Raw genomic sequence first — 19,075 nt, 5'->3', positions numbered from 1 at the left:
AGTAATCCTCAGCATTCTTTTGATGGCCCTTTTTATCCCTGGAAACCCAAAGTCCTACTCCCAATATTAATACCGCATAGGCAATAAAAATAAAGTAATCCCAAAATTCAAAATTTGATGTCATAATAATTTAGTTAGTTATTTTGTTTATTATTAAAAAATCTAAGGATAAAAAATATCCTTTTAAATATAATTTTTCTCTATCATTGGTCTAATAACTAATTCATCAATAGATGTGTTTGAATCAGTTAATATCATCGTAAATATTGCCTGGACAACGCTTTCCACTTCCAAATATTCTGGTTTATTTGTTTCTCTAAAAGCTGTATTTGTGCCTCCAGGATATATAGAACAAACTTTCACATTACTAAGTCTTACTTCTTTTCTAAAAACTTTAACTAATGCATCAAAACTGGCTTTAGAAGCAGTATAGGCACCAATCCCCTCATTTGAAAAATTGCAAACCGTAGATAATACATTTATAATCGTTCCCCTTTTTACAATCTCCATTTTCTTGTATACTTCTCTAATAAAAACAAATGGTGCGATGGTATTCACCTTCAACATATACTCCAAATCCATCGTTTTTATATTTGAAACTAAAGATCGAGCGGTATTGGCTCCAGCACAATTTACAAGAACATCAAATGTTCCTATATTTGAGGTCGCTTCAGCTACAAATGCCATAATTTCGTCCTCATTAGTTATATCGAACACTTTATAAAAAAAATTGCTTTTTGCACCTTTAATTTCTGCCAAGAGTTTAGTCATCTTATCAGCAGATCTACCACAGAAAGCCACATTAGCCCCATTTTCAATTAGTTTGATAGTTAAACATTTTCCAATACCAGACGTAGCTCCGGTTACAAGAATATTTTTATCAAGTAAATCATCAAATTTCATCCCTGAAGTATTATAATAATTCTCTTAGTTTTTGTGTTGCTATTTCTGCAGTAATATCTCGTTGGGGCGAGCCAAACATTTCATAACCAACCATAAATTTCTTAACGGTTGCGCTTCTTAGCAGTGGCGGATAAAAACTCATATGCCAATGCCAGTGATTATTATCTTCTCCATTCGTTGGTGCCTGATGAATACCACTTGAGTAGGGAAACGATGTATTGAATAGTTTATCATATACTTTGGTGATAACTGAAATAGCTTCAGCAAAAAGATTGGCTTCCTCATCGGTCATTTCCAAAATATTCTTTTGAGCCTTTTTAGGTACAATCATCGTCTCAAATGGCCATATGGCCCAAAATGGGACTAGCACAACGAAAGATGCGTTTTCAAAAATAATACGTTCTTGTTTTTCCAACTCTTGAGACAAATAATCAGCTAATAGACTACGCTTATTCTTTTTGTAATATTTTAACTGCTGTGTATTCTTTTTATCTACTTCATTAGGCAAGGTTGATTGACTCCATATTTGTCCATGAGGATGCGGATTGCTGCAACCCATGACAGCGCCTTTATTTTCAAATATCTGAACGTAATTTATGTTAGGCTTGGATCCGAGTGACTTGTATTCGTTTTGCCATGCATTAACTACTTTAGTGATGTCTTTTGGATCCATATCAGCCAAACTTTTCGAGTGGTCAGGGCTAAAACATATCACTTTACAAATGCCTTGTTCACTTTGAGCTACAAGAAGACCTTCCTTTAATTCAAATTGTTTAGAGTCATTTTGTAAGGCTGCAAAATCATTGGTAAAAACAAATACGTCTTCGTATTTTGGATTTTGTTCTCCATTAATTCTTGTATTGCCTGCGCACAAATAACAGCTTTCATCATAACTAGGTCTTACTTCTTTTGAAACGGCTTCATTTTGCCCTTGCCATGGACGTTTAGCACGATGTGGCGATACCAACACCCATTCTCCTGTAAGGATGTTTAAGCGTTTATGTGAGTAATCTTGTAAATCTGTATTCATAATATTCTGCTTGATTCTTTATTGAATAATGCCTGTACCGTTTGAAAGTTTAACGTAATATATAGAACATTCTTTGTTAAATTGATTTTGGTATGCTTCTGAAACAAATGTTTTAAAAGAGGCTGTTTCTGATTTTTGAATTAAATTAATAGTACAGCCACCAAAACCACCACCCATCATTCTGGCCCCTAAAACATGTCCATTTAATTTGGCTTGCTCAACTAAAAAATCCAATTCTTCACAGCTTACTTTATATTGTTTTTGAAGTCCGTTATGTGATGCATAAATTAGTTTTCCTAAAGTTTTTAAATCGCCTGCTTCCATGGCTTTTGATGCTTTAACAGCACGTTCATTTTCCTGTATTACATATAAGGCTTTTTGATAGTTTTCTGGGGTTACTTTATCTTTTATAGATTCTAAATCAAATTCAGTAGCATCTCTTAAAGCTTTTACATTAAGCATACTTGCAACAGATTCGCAAACCGAACGTCTGTCATTATAAGCACTATCAGATAAACTATGCTTTACATTGGTATTAATTAAAAGGAGCTCATGGTCTTTAAAATCGATTTTAAAAGGTTTCGATTTTACGGTTCTGCAATCTAGTAATAAGGCATGGTTTTCAATACCAAACATACTGGCGTATTGATCCATAATACCGCATTTTACACCAACATAATTGTGTTCTGCCTTTTGGGAAATTAAAATCATATCTTCTTTAGATAAACCCAAATCGAATAATTCATTAAGCCCAAAAACCACACTATTCTCTAAAGCAGCCGATGAGGACATTCCTGCACCTCCAGGAATATCACCTCCAAAAGCGATATTGAAATTACCAATCGTTTTACTTCGGTTTTGAATTTCTGCAACAACGCCCAATACATAGTTTTCCCAGCTTCCTTCGGCTGATGGTTTTAAATCATTTAAATAAATCTTTACGATCTCATTTTTATCAACAGCGAACGCTATTGATGAATTCTTTGAATCACTCTTTCCAATGGCGGCTACAATACCTTTATCTACAGCCGCAGGAAATACAAAACCATCATTATAATCGGTATGCTCTCCGATAATATTAATTCTACCTGGAGAGAATATCATAAGAGGCTCTGTTTTAAACGTCTCTTTATAACTCGTTTTTATCTTGTGTATTAAATTGGTATTCATAATTATAGTTTAGTTATTTCTTATGTCTATTGTCCAACTTATGTTATAAGTTTCATTCGGTTTTAAAGTTTTTAATCCAATTTTATTATTAAAACTATCTGAAACACCTGTGGTTGGTTCTATGGCAATGGTATTATCATGGGGTGGGGTATATAGTTGTAAAAAGCAATCTTTTTCTGAGGATTTTAACTCTAAAATATACGCTGGTGTAATGAATAAAGTGTTATTAGAATCCAAAATAAAACAATCATCTAATGATTGATTATTTACTTTAAAGCCATCGGCAAATCCATTAGGCACAATTTTTTCAGTGATATTGCGACTATCCAATTTTAATTTTAAGTTAGAATCAAAAATAAATGAACTATTATACAGGTCACTACTTAAAAAATATGGATGCCAACCTAAAGTGAAGGGAAATATTTTAGAATCGGTATTTTTTATTTCTACATTTAAATCTAATCCGCTTTCTGTTAAAATATACTCTAGACAAATCGAATAATTAAAAGGGAAACCATTGGATCTATTTCTTTCATGATATATGAGCTTAACTGATGCATATGTTTCGGTGGTCTTTTCATCAATAAGCTCAAAAGTTTTATTATAAACCAATCCGTGTAGTGCATTATGATTATGAGGTTCATTGATATCAAATTGATAGGTATTACCCTCAAATTGATATGTTCCATCCTTTATTCTATTAGCAAATGGAAATAAAATTGATGAGGCATAGGTATTCTGATAGGTTAAAGGACTTAAATCTTTTATAATATGATGATTGTTTAAAACTAGCTCTTGTAAACTTCCGCCATCATTCAGATAGATTTTAGCATATATATTATTTTTAGAATTTTTAATTTCTAAATGATTTAAATCTCTATCGTGTTTAATTTTAAACATTTTTATTTTTTATAAAGAATTTCTAATAATTAAATGATGAGGGTTCTCAATTTGAACATGCTCTCTGTTCAAAATCATTTCAGCCAATCGTTTGCCCATAGCATTGAAATCTGTCGAGATAGTGGTTATACCACCTTCGACAATTTCTTTAAGCAGGGTGTCATTATATGATATCACACCTATATCTTTTGCGAGTACAAATGTTTTTTGTCTCATTTTTTTGATGAGCTTAAGTAAGCTTTTATCATCCGGTACAATATATAATTCGCCAGCTTCTAGATTCTTATTTTGTAAAGAGTTTATGATTTCAAAAGACATTTTATTTTTTTTACAAAAGCTCTTGAATCCTTTAAGCATGCCTTGGGGTTGTTTATCTTCGGAAAAGATTAAAACAAGTTTTTTATATTTTTCTATAAGGTGATACGCTTTATAAAGGTTATCATAAATTGTATTTTCAAAATTTTGATAAATGGCTGGGTACTCTAATAAATCTTCATGAATTTGATCTAATATGTATACTTTATTACTTGGCAACTCTCTTATAAAATCATGGGCATTTTTAATATTTGCTGGCATAATTACATAATAATTATAGTCTCCAGTATTATCCCGAATTAATTTAGTAAAAATATTCTCATTGAAATGATGAAAATAGATTTCTACTTTAATATTATCTCCTAAGTTTTCTAAGAATGAATTATATAGATCTTCTTTAAAGGAATTTAACTCATCAAACAGTAAAAATATTTTTTGTGTAATATTTATGTTTTCACTTAACACATAATACCCTTTACCTACAATAGATTGAATAACACCTCTATTTTTAAGCTCTTTATAAGCTATCAAAACAGTATCTCTAGAAAGTTTATTGTCGTTTTTTATTTTATTTATAGAAGGTATCATGTCTCCCTTTTTTAAGGCACCTGAGACAATTAACTCTTCAATAGAATTAACAATTTGTTTGTATTTAGGAGTTCCTATTTTGTTTTTAATTTTTATCATAACCTGAGTAACAAATATAGAAAATATTATTTAATATCATACTAGTACGTTCTAGTAGGTTTTTATTTTTTATTAATTGGTACTGATTAAGAACTAAACTATTTTAAAATGCTTGTGCTATTCTAAATTTACAGGCTTTTCATCAATGTTTTTACAAATAAAATGATATCCGTTGGATGTATCGGTAGTATTATAAAGTTCACCTCCTATCCATAAGATAACATATACATTTTCAAGAATTATTTTTCATTGATACCTAGTAATCAATAATATCTGAACTTCTGCCCTCATTAACCCAAGGATCATTGGATAATTTAAGCCAGTAACCTAATTGCTGACTTAACATCTGTTGATCTTCAGCAGGTAAAGAACTCCAGTTAAGATTAGTTTGCTGATAAGGATCATTTAAATTATTGAAGAGTGTTATCTCACCATTCCCATAAACCGTAAAGGTGTATTGTTTTGTTCTTACCCCTTTTTTATTGCCTTCAATTGAAATGAAAGGTGTAGAAATTGGTCGATAAGCAGTATCAGCCTTTGGGTCTATGATAATATCGGCATAATTTGTTCCAGAAACATCTTCCGGTATTAATTGATTTAATCCCATAAGACCGAAAAACGTAGGATATAAATCTGTGGTGCCTATAATCAAATCATCAATATTGTGCTTCAGTCTATTGCGATATCGCATAATAAGTGGCACCCCAAAGGCCTCTTCATATTCGCAATTCTTTTGCATTCTGCCATGGCTTCCTAACATCTCTCCATGATCGGAAGTAAAGACAACAAGTGTATTATCTCCTAATCCAAGAGTGTCAAGTGCATCCAGAACCTGACCAATATACTTATCGGTTGAAGTTACATTGGCATAATAAACCTTAGCGTTAAGATCTGATGCTTTATTTGTACTATTTGGACGGTTAAAAAGTTCGTTATGAGTCATGCTTTTATAAAGATTATATGACTCTTCTTCGCAATCATCGACCGAATCGTAAGGCGGATGCGGTGGATTAAGGGACCATGTAACACAAAAAGGTTTCTTGGAATCGCGTTGCTGACGATTGTTTTTTAGGTAATCAATAATGGTTCGAGCTTCATGTTTTGAGGAAAATTCAGTTGTATTATACATTTCTCCATCACTTTTACCAGCTATAAGATCTGGATCGCTTGAATAAACATACTGCGAAAAATGATTGTCTTTAATTACTTGATACCAATATTCGATGCTATGTCTGTCCGGCCCAGGTGGAATATAGATGTCATATCTATTAGGTAAATATCCCCCTGGAGCGTTTGTTGTCCCCACGTAATTAAAATCTTCATCAAAAACTTTGGTCGGTTTAATCCAATGGGCTTTTCCAAAATAGGCTGTATTATATCCTTCTTTATATAGTGCATCGGTAAAGCATTCAAGCTCTTCTTTGAGATCGGTGTCTCTGCCATCAACGCAATTCATCCAGACGCCATTTTCTGTGGCAAACCTCCCACTAAGTAGCATTGCTCGATGTGGACTGCAAACAGGATGCGTACTCATGCCCTGTGTAAAAACGACACCTTCGGAAGCCAGTTTATTAAGATTAGGTGTAATTACTGGATCACTGTTACCATTTATTACGCCACTGTACTCCGGATGCTGCCAAAATTCCATGGCTTGTCGCCTATGTTCATCGGTAAAAATAATTAGCAGATTGGGTTTATTTTGAGTCTTTTCTTCAATTTGAGTTTTGGGCTGTTTACAACTAAAAATCATCACTATCAAAACAACAAAACATGTATATATGGCTCTCATCTTATTGCTTATTATCTTATATCGTATTTTTAATTGTTACTCATAAAATTCTTAATTAACTCTTATAATTTCAACAAAGTCATCTTCATTATTTAAAGCTATATTCAGTTTCTCTTTGTTGGAGTAAATACGCTTAAATCCCATTCATTACGCCAGTGTATCTCCATTTTACCTTCTTCTGTAATCGTAATAGGTAAAAATACATACTGTGATTCTGGACGTCCGCCTCCATTCCAACGGTCTCCCATATAGAGATAAGCGTCCCTGTAACCAGGGATTTTAAAAATAAAACAGGGTTGAGAATTAAATGAGTTGTTACCAGCATCTCCTATAAAGGGACTCCCTTTGGAGGTATATGGCCCCATGACATTTGATGCCGTATAGTAGGTTCCAGGGTTAGGTGTCCAACCTGAACATTGACTTGTTAATAGATAGAAGATTCCGTCTTTTTTTAAAATTCCAGGACCTTCACAATGGGCTTCAATATCCACATCGTTGGTCGTTGTATTTAGATAATTATCAGATAATTCTACCATACGGATAGTTCGATTAACATGGTCGGCTGCATAACCTATATAGGCCTTTTTTGTGTCTGGCTCAAAATACATTCCAATATCTCTAGATTCGTGACCATTGGGACGATAATGATCTTGAACTATAAATGGCCCTGTAGGACTTTTGCTTACTGCTATACCCAGTTCTGCTATGCCATAATTGCGATCATTTAATACCCCATCATAATGAAACCACATCACATATTGTCCATTTGATTCATTGTAAACAACTTTGGGTCGTTCGAAAATTTTTATATCTCCTTTTTCTATAACAACTCCTTCCTTTTTCCAATTATAAAGATCTTTAGAAGAATAACACGATGCCCCTCTTGGTTCCCCACGATGCTCTCCATACCAGTAATACGTTTCTAAATGATCTACATAAATGATATTCCCTCCGTGACAATCAATATGTACTCCATCTGTATCTAACCACTCTCCGCCAGGTTTAAATGAATTATACTTTTGGTTTTTTTGAGAAAAAACAGGGTTCATCAATGTGATTAAACCCAAACTTAATAACATCCATTTTAAATATAAATTACTCATTTTTTGCTTCCCATTTATTTTCAAATAATTCCCATCTAATTTTTATTATTCATAACGTAAATTCGAGCATAATCAATTTCATATTGACGTGGAAATTCAGTCTTTTCAAATTTTTCTAAATCTGGATGAGGATTTCCTCCAACAGCCAGATTAATCCAATAGTTACAAGTATTTCCTTTAAATGGATATTCCAATTTTGAAGTATCTATATTCTTGGTGTCTAGTTCTATTCTAGACATAAAAACATCATCAAGATACACCGTTAACCATTGCCCGTTACCTATAAGTTTCCAAACATGGTATTTCTGTAACCAGTCTTTGTCTGCATTAAAACCTATGGCGGTTCCGTTAATAATGTTTTTTATGTAAGAGTTTGAAGCATTTTCTTCTTTATTACCCTTCCATTTAGTGGTTCCTTGTCCTTTATAAGCAAAATTGGCCATCATACGTTCTGTATAATATTCCATGATATCAATTTCCCCACCATGAGGCCAAGACCCCGCACCTGTAGTCCAAAATGCTGGCCAAACTCCATAATCTTCGTCACCACCTGTTTTTAATGGTAGTTTTGCTCGCATGATCATCATTATCGAATCATACTTTTGATGATATTCCCTTTTTGTGATAAAACTTGCAGAGGTATATTCAGCATATTCTCTGTTCTTTTTCCAATTAGGACTATCTTTTTCATAATCAGGATTTATCACTTGTTCTTTTTTTGCGGTAATTATAAGTCTACCACCTGTACAAACAGCGTTTTTAGACTGATACCATTGATGTTCATTATTCCTCTTAAATCCAACCTCAGCATTCCAATACGCTTCCTTCATAGGGCCTTCATGATTAAATTCATCATTAAAGACCAAACGATATCCATTAATCTCTTTTTCTGGTTGCGCAACATCAGGTTTAAAAGGATTTAAATCCGTAATATTTACAGATTGACTTACCGAATTCGCATTTGAGTTTTTATTACCAGTTTCACAACTAATAATTAACATAATACTTGTTGTAAATGAAAAAATACGAAATAGCGTTTTAATTGTTTTCATATATTTTGAATTACAAAGCCGTTATTTTATTGGCTTAATTATATAACCATACGATAAATTTTCTGGTTTAATTCTATACTCGGGATGAGGCATTTTACCCCAACTGGTATCTCCGCCTACACCCATTTGTTTATAATCAATATTAATGTTTACAAATGATTTTTCTTTAATATCAGTGGTATGACGTTGTTGCTTCTTTTCGCCAGCATCAAAATCACTGTTATATTGATGGTGTGCACTAAAACTTATATTGTTAACCCCTTCAATTTTTATTCCTTTTCCTGTGCTATCAGTAAATGACACCCAACGAGTATCGGTTTTATACCCATTCTCTTGCGGGCGGATATATGGGAAATACAAATCTGAGACTTGCGCTTCATATTTTCCTACTAAAGCAGAGGTGTTTCTGTCTTGATAATTCTCATGAGGACCTCTACCGAACCATTGTACTTTATTGTATTCGTTTTTAATAATGAAATTATTACCTATTCTTGGAATTACAGGTAGATCATTTTTAATATCATTTAGATTTGTTTCTATAAGTATTTCTCCTTTTCCATTTATGGTATAATGTATAGCTACATTACCCTTTACAGAAGGGAGATTGTATAATGTTTCAATTTGAACTGTATTATTTTTAAGATTTTTACTTGTCACTGAAACCAATTCTTGATTGTTGGTAGCATCTTTCCATACGCCTAGCTTGTTTGGCATTTTAAACCCGAAATCATTATCTGTGGTAGCACGCCAAAAATTTGGTTTTAAACCTTGTAATACTATATTTCCAGAACCATAGTCAATATCAGTTACAAGACCACTTTCTTTATTGAATATTATTTTAAAATCGTCACTACTTATTGAAATCGTATTGTCTACTTCATGTAAATTTATTTGTTTATCAGATTGTGAAAGTAATACTGATGATTTTGGTTTATAAAGTTCAAATTGCTCATAGGCAACAATATGATCTTGAGGTATTAATTCAGAAGTGTTTTTAGTTTTTGCATACACATTTAAATGATATTCTGCAGTATTATTTTCTAAAATAGGCAAATCAATTTTTACTTTTTGAGATTGATATGATGCTATATCTAATTGAGGTACTAAGCCTTGAGCAACTTCCAAACCATTTTCTAATAATTTCCAGGAAAAATTATAATTATTTAAATTAGTAAAATCATAGATGTTTTTAATTTCAATTTCGCCTTTTTTTAAATTTGATGGTTTAAATTTAATATACTGGTAAACTTTTTTAACTTCATATAGCGATGGATGTGCTGTTCTATCAGGGTTCACTATACCATTTAAACAGAAATTTTGATCATTTTGCAAATCAAAGCCACCTAAGTCGCCTCCATAGGCCCAGAATTTTTCACCTTTTTCATTTTCGGTTAAAATACCTTGGTCAACCCAATCCCAAATAAAACCACCTTGCATTATATCGTACTTTTCTATAACATCCCAATAATCCTGAAGGTTTCCAACACTATTCCCCATAGCATGAGCGTATTCACATTGAATTAATGGCCGTGTAGGGTTTTTTTCAGCATATGCAATCATTTTTTCAATAGGCCAATACATAGGCGCTTGAATATCAGTGTTTTCGTAACCAGTAGCGCCTTCATATTGTGTAGGGCGTGTGGTGTCGTTTTCCTTTAACCAAGCGTAGGTAGCGTAAAAATTATCACCGTTTCCAGCTTCATTTCCTAAAGACCACGTTACAATACTTGGATGATTTTTGTCGCGTTCAAACATTCTAATAGTTCTGTCCAAATGTGCTTCTTTCCATGTTGGTAAATATGCCGGATGAACGGATTGCTTTTTTTTGTTATTGTCTAATCCTTGATTAGTAGCGCCCATACCATGAGTTTCTATATTAGCCTCATCAACCACATAAAAGCCATACTTATCTGCTAACCTATAGAAATGGGGGTCTTTTGGATAATGGCTACAACGAATAGCATTTAGGTTATTCCGCTTCATAACCTCCATGTCTTTAAGTGTTAACGCTTCAGAAACTACATGGCCTTCGGTGTCACTGTGGTCATGTAAATTAGCCCCTTTAATTAAAACAGGTTTTCCATTCACTAAAAACTGACTATTTTCAATTTTTATATTTCTAAATCCAACTTTAACTGCCGTAGATTCACCGTTTACTGAGATAAGTAGGATATATAAATTTGGCTGTTCGGCATTCCAAGATTTTACATTAGCTATTGTTTTAATAAAATCAATGTCATTCGTCCCTTGGGTTAAATTAACTGTTTTACTCTCTGAATACACTTCAGTGGCACCATCCATAAGTTTAACCTCAATCGATTTTTCAACTGAAGATTTGGTGTTATTATCAACTTCTAAATTAAGATTTAAGACACCATCTTTAAAATCGTTCTCTAAATCGGCAATAACTCTAAAATCTCTTAACGTTATTTTATTTGTGGCGTACACATACACGTCGCGTTCGATACCAGATAATCGCCAAAAATCCTGGTCTTCCATATAACTAGCATCAGACCAGCGCATCACTTGAACTGCTAAATTATTAGTGCCTTTTTTTACTATATCTGTAATTTTAAATTCAGCTGCCGTCTTACTACCTTCATTATAACCAACCATTTCGCCATTTAACCAAACGTACATGGCGCCACTAACGCCTGCAAAATGTAAATAAATATCCTTTCCATCCCAATTTTCTGGAATCTCAAATGTTTTTTTATAGCTTCCGTTGTTGTTTAAATTATGCGGAATATATGGCGGGTTAGCAGGAAACATATATTTTATATTGGTATAAACAGGAATACCAAAATCTTTCATCTCCCAATTTGATGGCACTTCTATTGTGTCCCAACCTCTTATATCAAAATCATTTTTATAAAAATCAGTTGGCCGTGCCTGAATGCTATCTGCATAATAGAAATTCCAAGTGCCATTTAGTGATTTGTATAAGGATGAATTTTGCCAACTATCATTTTTTAGTGCCTCTGCTTTATCTAAATATTTATAAAACGAGGCAGTCGGTTCCTCTCTATTTATTTGAAAAATTTCCGGATTTTCCCATTCTGGGCTTTCCCATTTATCAGCTACATAAATTGGTTTCTCAACAACTTCTTTTTTACACGATAAAACAGTTATTACTGTTAATAGAATTATTAGATAATGATTTATTCTCATGACGATAATTATTAAATTTTAATTTATATACTTATTTATTCGAAGCCAAATTTCACATGGTTTGGTCCAATATTGATTTGTTCCTTCTTTTCCTAAGCCAAAGCCATGTTTACCATCTTGGTAGATATGAAGCTCTGTCGAAACATTGTTCTCCTTTAATGCTAAATAATATACCATACTATTTTCAACTGGTACAACTTTGTCGTTAGTAGCATGAATAAGGAAACTAGGCGGTGTTAATGAATCTGTTTGCATCTCACTAGAAAATTTTTCTTTTAACGCTTTAGATGGATTAGGGCCTAAAAGGTTATTTCGAGACCCTTTGTGCGCTATTTTGTCAGTCATTGAAATAACGGGGTAAATTAAAAGGCTGAAATTAGGTTTTGCACTTAAACTATCTTTTACCTTATAGACTTCATCGTTATAATGGGTAGCTAGTGTTGAAGCTAAGTGACCACCAGCAGAAAATCCTATGATGCCAATTTTTTCTTGATTAATCTGCCATCTATCTGCATGTCGCTTTACATATCTTATAGACTCTTGTGCATCTTGTAATGGACCTATGGATTTGTCTTTCATGATGACATCACTTGGTAACCTGTATTTTAAAACAAATGCAGTAATGCCCAGTGTATTAAGCCATTCGGCAACTTTATACCCCTCTTTGTTAATTGCTAAATACGCATAGCCTCCACCAGGGCAAATTATCATAGCCGATCCATTGGGTTTGTCAGGAACAAAAACCGTTAGTGTTGGGGTTATAACCCTACTTACTCGGTCTAATATTGTATCATTTATTACTTTATAATCAGTTGCTTCAATCGCTCCAGGAATTTCTGAATCCCATAACTCAATTTCTTTATTTTGAGAATATATAAACTGGTGATAGCCTATTAATATTGAAAAAATTAAAATGCTTCTATTTATGTAGTTAATCTTCATATTTTAATTATTGTGCTGTTAAAGTAATTTGTTTTGACTTTAAACTCTCTGAAGAGACTTCAATCTTAATTTCTCCAGATATCCCTTTTTTACTTTTAACAACTAAAAGACACAAGCCATTAAACGCTTTTCTATAATTAGCTTGAAATGGTTCTGTTGAAGCCGCATTTCCATTACCCACGGCTGCAATTACTGCTGGTCCTGTAACTTTAAAATCAATCTTATTATCAGCTAGCGGACAGAAAACTGAATTTTCATCTTCAATTTTAACCGTTATGAATGATAAATCTTCTCCATCAGCCTTGATGACATCCCTGTCTGCTATGAGTTCAATTTTATATGGCACTTTTGCCGTTTTTATAGATTTTCTAGCAACCTCCTGCCCGTCTTTATAGGCTACTACTTCAAGTTCGCCTGCTTCATAAGGGACATTCCAATGTAATCGGTAGGGAGAATCAAAATATTTAGGACGATTTTTCCATGCGCCAAATTTAACAGGGATTCTAGTTTTATCTATCCCTTTTATTTTTCGACCTAGCGATTTCCCATTTAGAAATAACTCGGCTTCATCACCATTGGTATAACAATATACAGGAACTTCTTTAATCCCTGTTCCTTCCCAGTTCCAGTGAGGTAAAATATGTACCATAGGTTTTGTAGTCCATTGACTTTGATACAAATAAAAACGATCTTTAGGGAATCCAGCTAAATCAACAATCCCAAAATAAGAACTTCTTGAAGGCCAATCGACATCCCAGTTACCATGTGTTAAATTATCCTTACCACCATAAGGCGTAGGTTCTCCTAAATAGTCAAATCCAGTCCAGACAAACTCTCCCGTGATATTAGGTAAAGAATCTTGAAAATGAAACTCAACATCTGGCGGATATGCCCAATTTGGACTATTAATATCATAACTACTTACTTGCAAAGATTCGTGTTTATCATACTTTTTTAATGGCAAATGATATACACCTCTTGATGATACCGTAGATGCTGTTTCGGAACCATAAACAATCCAATCTGGATGCGCTTTCATGACATCTGCATACTGTGTAGGTTTATAATTAGCACCTACTAAATCTACTACTTCTGCAAGTCCGTTTTTTATAGCAATTGAAAGGTTGTTAAACCCTGAAGTGGTAGGCCTACTTGGGTCTTCATCTTTACAAATTTCCACCAACTTTTTCGCAATAAGATACCCATTATCCATTTTTTGTTCTCTCACTTCATTACCAATACTCCACATAATAATTGATGGATGGTTTCTATCTCGTTTAATCATATCGCGCAAATCTTCTTCATGCCATTGATTCCAATGCTTGTTATAATCGTTTTCAGTTTTCCCTATTTCCCAGCAATCAAAAGCTTCTGCTTGCACCAATAATCCCATTTTATCACAAAGCTCCAATTGCTCTGGCGACGTTGGGTTGTGAGATGTTCTAATGGCATTGACTCCCATTTCCTTTAAAATTTCCAACTGGCGCTCAGTGGCTCTATAGTTCACTGCAGCACCAAGAGGCCCTAAATCATTATGTAAACAAACCCCTTTAATTTTTTCATATCTGCCATTTAAAAAGAAACCTTTTCTTGTAAATTCAATGGTTCTAATACCGAAACTGGTATTGTAATTATCGACCGCTATATTATTTTTGTAAATAGTAGAAACAGCTTTGTATAAATGAGGTGATTCAAAATCCCATAACTTTGGATTGGCAATTTCCAATTGTTGTACTATCTGCGATTGATTATTCTGGAATTTAAAGTCTGTGATTGTTGATGAAACTTCAATACTATCTGCATCATACAAACTAGTTTTAATTTGATAATTTCCTTTGAAATTTTTGAGTTCATTGATTACCTTCGTTTCAACAGTAACTTGAGCCTTGTCTTTAGTTATTTCAGACGTTGCAATTTGAGTTCCCCAATGCTTAATATGGACTGGGTTTTGAATTTCCATCCATACGTTTCTGTAAATTCCAGCACCCGGATACCACCTTGCCGAAAGCGCTTCTGGATTCACACTTACTGCAACTGTATTGTCCTCTCCAAAATGGATATATGGCGTTATGTCAATTTGAAAACCAATATAGCCATAGGGTCTAGAGTACACTTTTTTGCCATTAATATAAATGGTGGAATTGTTCATAACACCATCAAATTCAATGGTAACGATGCTTCCTCTTTTCGATTTATCAATCACAAAATGTTTGCGGTACCATGCTTTTCCAAAAATGGGAAGTCCACCCGTTCTAGGATTATATTCAGGTTTGAAAGGGCCTTCTATAGCCCAATCATGTGGAACTGATAATTGTCTCCAATTAGAATCGTCATAATCCACTTTTGAAGCTAAAGTGTCTTCTGTTTTTTCAAATAACCAACCTTCATTAAATGATAACCGCTCCCTAGTTTGTTCTTTTGTTGAATTACAACTTACAGCAAGCAATAAATAAATTGGAACAAATAAATTTATACATATGAACTTATGAGTCATAATTTCCCTTCTTTATCGTTCTTTGAATTAATCTTTAGTTACTTTACTGCCCCACCAATCTTCATTGGGTTGAAAATTTTCTGACAGCATCTCCAAACGCTCCTTTTCTAGTTTGGGCATGAGTTTATTCACGATTCTATCTTCATATTCTTTTCGTTTATCAACATCAAATTGATCATCTTTTTCTGGATATAAGGCCTTTACTTCTACAAGCCAATTTTTTAGTTGAAGACTTAATTTATTGGTGATTTCAGGAAAATCATCAGCTACATTATCCTGCTCGTATGGATCTAAACCTAAATCATAGAGTTCATTATTACCATCCTCATAATAATGGATTAATTTCCATTTTCCTTCTCTGATTATGGATGACGGATCACCGCCTTGATTCCCATAATGTGGATAGTGCCAATATAATGGTCTTTGTTCCAGAGTTTTCCCCTCTTCAATAATTGATTTTAAACTGATGCCATCTTTATGTTGGGTATTCAGTAATTCGATATTAGCATAATCCAAAAGTGTGGGATAAAAATCGGCTCCTGTCACCGGATAATCACTTTGTTTTCCATTAGTTTTTTGCCCTGGCACATAAATAAAATAAGGTTCTCTTATTCCTGCTTCCCATTGATATCCTTTACCACCACGAAGCGGTAAATTTGACGTAGAAAAAGAATCTCCCGAGGCAACACCACCATTATCAGAAGTAAACACAACAATCGTGTTATCATCCAGATTTAAGTCTTCAAGCGTCTTTAAAACAACGCCTACAGCATCATCCATACTTTCTACCAAACCACCATAAATTGGATTATCTTGAGTTTGTCTAATCGGTAATTTACGCTCCATAATAAACCCGTTTTCTTTTAAACCTTGAGCGTTTGCCTTATCTTGATACTTATTCCATTTGTCTTGTGTTGTTTGTATTGGTCCGTGAACGGCATAAAATGATAAAAAGGCAAAAAACGGTTGGTCTTTGTTTTGTTCAATAAAATCAGCCGTTTCCTTAGCTAATCGCATCGACAAATTTTCGCCATCATAGTTGTCTTTTAATTTAGGGTTTTTAAAAGGTGAAAAGTAGCCACCTGCAGGACTCCCTTTGTCCCAACCACCCTTGTTGATTTCGAAACCATGATCTTCGGGATAAGAACCTTCTTTTCCTAGATGCCATTTACCTGCAAAGAAGGTTTTATAGCCATTAGCTTTCATGGCTTCTGCCAGTGATATATCATCTTTTGGTAAATTATGTATATATTCTGCCGGTAGTAATTTGTCTTGTCTGTTCCTTTTGCGCCAATTTGCTCCTGATGCTGCTCCTATCCAATCAGTAATTCCATGTCTGGCTGTAAATTGACCTGTCATAATACTGGCGCGAGATGGACTGCACACTCTGCTGCAGGCATAACCCTGAGTAAACACAAAGCTATTTGAGGCGAGTTTATCGATATTAGGGGTTTCATAAAATGTACTTCCTGTAAAACTGAGATCTTTTAACCCTAAATCGTCAACTAAAACAAATAGAATATTAGGCTTTTTTATGGGTTCTTTCGATCTACATGAAGTTACTATAATGGATAATATGATAATCTTAATTACTAGTTTCATTTTTTTATTTTTTAAACTTAAAAACCTTAGATTCTGTTCTACTTGATTCCAAAATTTTGGCTAATTCATTGACTTTATCGGGCATTGTTGAAGCTAAATCTTTTGTTTCACCCAGATCATTGTTTAGGTTGTAGAGCTGATAGGCGCCGTCTTTCTGTACATTATATTTTACAAGTTTCCAGTTATCCTTTCTCAAGGCTTGACGCCCGCCTAATTCATGAAACTCCCAATATAAAGACCCGTGTTTCATTTGTTTCCCTGAACCTAAAAGCGTAGGGAGAAAAGAAATACCATCTATATTCTGTTTTAATTCCACATCTAAAACATCTGCAATAGTAGGCATGACATCCCAAAATGCGGAGATATGCACTGTTTTACTTTCCGGTTTTATTTTTCCAGGCCATTTTACAAGCATAGGCACTCTTATTCCGCCTTCATATAAATCCCGTTTATATCCTCTTAAATCACCATTACTATCAAAAAAATCAGGATCTGCACCAGCTTCTTTATGAGGACCATTATCTGAAGTAAAGACAATAACCGTATTGTCATCAAGACCAAGATCTTTTATTTTAGTCATAATTTCTCCTACTTGAGTGTCCAACAGATTAATCATAGCGGCAAAAGCAGCATGTGCATTTTGTTGTGAACCATATCCTCCATCTTTATAGCCTTCACCTTCATCGACACCATCAAAACTTTTTTCAGACTCAAATGTACCAATATATTTATCCATATATTCTTTAGGCGCCACTAATTCTGCATGAGGAATAATACTCGGGTAAAATAAGAAGAATGGTTTGTCTTTATTTGAATCAATAAAATCTAAAGCTTTTTGGTGAATTAAACTGGGTGCATATTGGCCTTTATTAAATCCTGTATTACCTTCTAACATGACTTTTTTAGTATTATCCCATAAATAATATGGATAATAATTATGTCCCAATCTTTGGCAATTATAGCCATAAAACGTATCAAAACCCTGTTTTAATGGGTCGCCTTCTGAGTTAGGAAATCCTAATCCCCATTTTCCAAAAGCACCTGTAGCATAGCCTTGACTTTTTAAAAGTTCAGCAACTGTATACGTTGAATCTGGCAATGGCCATTGCCCTTCTGGTCTCACTTCTTTGTTACCTCTTACAGGCGTATGCCCCGTATGTAACCCTGTCATTAGAGTAGATCTTGATGGTGCACAAACTGCAGAACCTGCATAATGTTGAGTGAACAGCATACCATCTTTTGCCAATTTATCAATGTTTGGTGTTGAAAAATTTGTTTGCCCATAACAACTTAAATCTCCATAGCCCAAATCATCAGCGAGAATATAAATAATGTTTGGTTTATTAGTTATATTTGAAACATCTTTCTTCCTCTCTAAACAAGATGTTGATATAAATAGTGTTATGAGTATAATAAAATATCTTGCATTCATAACTATATAACGGTTTCTAGAAATTTAATAATCAGTTCGCTTAGTTTTTTATAACCTTCTTTAGTATAATGAACATCTTTAGACCCATTTCCATATGTATTATGAATATCAACCGATTTCTCATAAATATCATTTATGGCGATGTTATGTTTTTTCATGACAGCTTTTGCGGCATCATTATATTTTTGGACGTCACTGTTGTGTCTGCCTGGTTCATTTTCGGGTACATAAGTAGTGGTTACAAAAATTAATTTAGCATTTGTTTTTTCCTTTATAATAGATACAATGGAATCTAGGTTTGAAGCATATTCTGCAACACTAAATTCGAGTTGACCATTTATTTTATCTCTTTGACCATATTCTTTTGAATCTGGATGGCGATAACATAAATCCCACAAACCCCAGTTAAATTGAACAATATCCCAGTTTTCATGTTCTAACCATTCTTCTATTTTTAATAGTCCAGTTCCTGTATGTTGCGCATT

Annotated in this window: 14 protein-coding genes; all 14 read right to left on the bottom strand. The window is 33.6% G+C overall.

Annotated elements, in window-relative coordinates:
* Window positions 1-183: 183 nt before the first annotated feature.
* Window positions 184-903, bottom strand: coding sequence for an SDR family NAD(P)-dependent oxidoreductase (locus AC15TD_RS10655; protein ID WP_484452129.1), 720 nt, complete (start codon window positions 901-903; stop codon window positions 184-186).
* A 10-nt stretch (window positions 904-913) separates the two neighbouring features.
* A complete protein-coding gene (locus tag AC15TD_RS10650) occupies window positions 914-1,933 on the bottom strand; it encodes a UDP-glucose--hexose-1-phosphate uridylyltransferase (RefSeq protein ID WP_484452128.1) in 1,020 nt (339 codons plus the stop codon).
* An 18-nt stretch (window positions 1,934-1,951) separates the two neighbouring features.
* Complete coding sequence (gene galK, locus AC15TD_RS10645) at window positions 1,952-3,103, bottom strand: galactokinase (protein ID WP_484452127.1); 1,152 nt, start codon at window positions 3,101-3,103, stop codon at window positions 1,952-1,954.
* 9 nt (window positions 3,104-3,112) lie between these two features.
* Window positions 3,113-4,003 carry an aldose epimerase family protein gene (locus tag AC15TD_RS10640; protein ID WP_484452126.1) on the bottom strand — a complete coding sequence of 297 codons (891 nt, stop codon included), beginning with the start codon at window positions 4,001-4,003 and terminating at the stop codon, window positions 3,113-3,115.
* 9 nt (window positions 4,004-4,012) lie between these two features.
* Window positions 4,013-5,005 (bottom strand): GntR family transcriptional regulator, encoded by a 993-nt coding sequence (locus AC15TD_RS10635; RefSeq protein WP_484452125.1) that lies wholly within the window; start codon window positions 5,003-5,005, stop codon window positions 4,013-4,015.
* Window positions 5,006-5,261: 256 nt separating this feature from the next.
* Window positions 5,262-6,794 (bottom strand): sulfatase family protein, encoded by a 1,533-nt coding sequence (locus tag AC15TD_RS10630; RefSeq protein ID WP_484452124.1) that lies wholly within the window; start codon window positions 6,792-6,794, stop codon window positions 5,262-5,264.
* Window positions 6,795-6,898: 104 nt separating this feature from the next.
* Complete coding sequence (locus AC15TD_RS10625) at window positions 6,899-7,897, bottom strand: family 43 glycosylhydrolase (protein ID WP_484452123.1); 999 nt, start codon at window positions 7,895-7,897, stop codon at window positions 6,899-6,901.
* 35 nt (window positions 7,898-7,932) lie between these two features.
* Complete coding sequence (locus AC15TD_RS10620) at window positions 7,933-8,949, bottom strand: glycoside hydrolase family 16 protein (protein ID WP_484452122.1); 1,017 nt, start codon at window positions 8,947-8,949, stop codon at window positions 7,933-7,935.
* A gap of 21 nt (window positions 8,950-8,970) precedes the next feature.
* A complete protein-coding gene (lacZ, locus tag AC15TD_RS10615) occupies window positions 8,971-12,120 on the bottom strand; it encodes a beta-galactosidase, LacZ type (protein ID WP_484452121.1) in 3,150 nt (1,049 codons plus the stop codon).
* 18 nt (window positions 12,121-12,138) lie between these two features.
* A complete protein-coding gene (locus AC15TD_RS10610; RefSeq protein WP_484452120.1) occupies window positions 12,139-13,062 on the bottom strand; it encodes an alpha/beta hydrolase in 924 nt (307 codons plus the stop codon).
* A 7-nt stretch (window positions 13,063-13,069) separates the two neighbouring features.
* On the bottom strand, window positions 13,070-15,556 hold the full coding sequence (galB, locus tag AC15TD_RS10605; protein WP_484452119.1) for a beta-galactosidase GalB: 2,487 nt from the start codon (window positions 15,554-15,556) through the stop codon (window positions 13,070-13,072).
* A gap of 27 nt (window positions 15,557-15,583) precedes the next feature.
* Window positions 15,584-17,158 (bottom strand): sulfatase, encoded by a 1,575-nt coding sequence (locus AC15TD_RS10600; protein ID WP_484452118.1) that lies wholly within the window; start codon window positions 17,156-17,158, stop codon window positions 15,584-15,586.
* Between the two features lie 4 nt (window positions 17,159-17,162).
* Window positions 17,163-18,590, bottom strand: a complete 1,428-nt coding sequence (locus AC15TD_RS10595; RefSeq protein WP_484452117.1) for an arylsulfatase — start codon at window positions 18,588-18,590, stop codon at window positions 17,163-17,165.
* 2 nt (window positions 18,591-18,592) lie between these two features.
* Window positions 18,593-19,075, bottom strand: a 483-nt coding sequence (locus tag AC15TD_RS10590) for an SGNH/GDSL hydrolase family protein (RefSeq protein ID WP_484452116.1), incomplete at its 5' end; no start/stop codon positions are given.

The organism is Yeosuana sp., assembly GCF_057126245.1.
The sequence above is the reverse complement of the archived record's forward strand: the minus strand, read 5'-3'. Positions and strand labels throughout refer to the sequence as shown.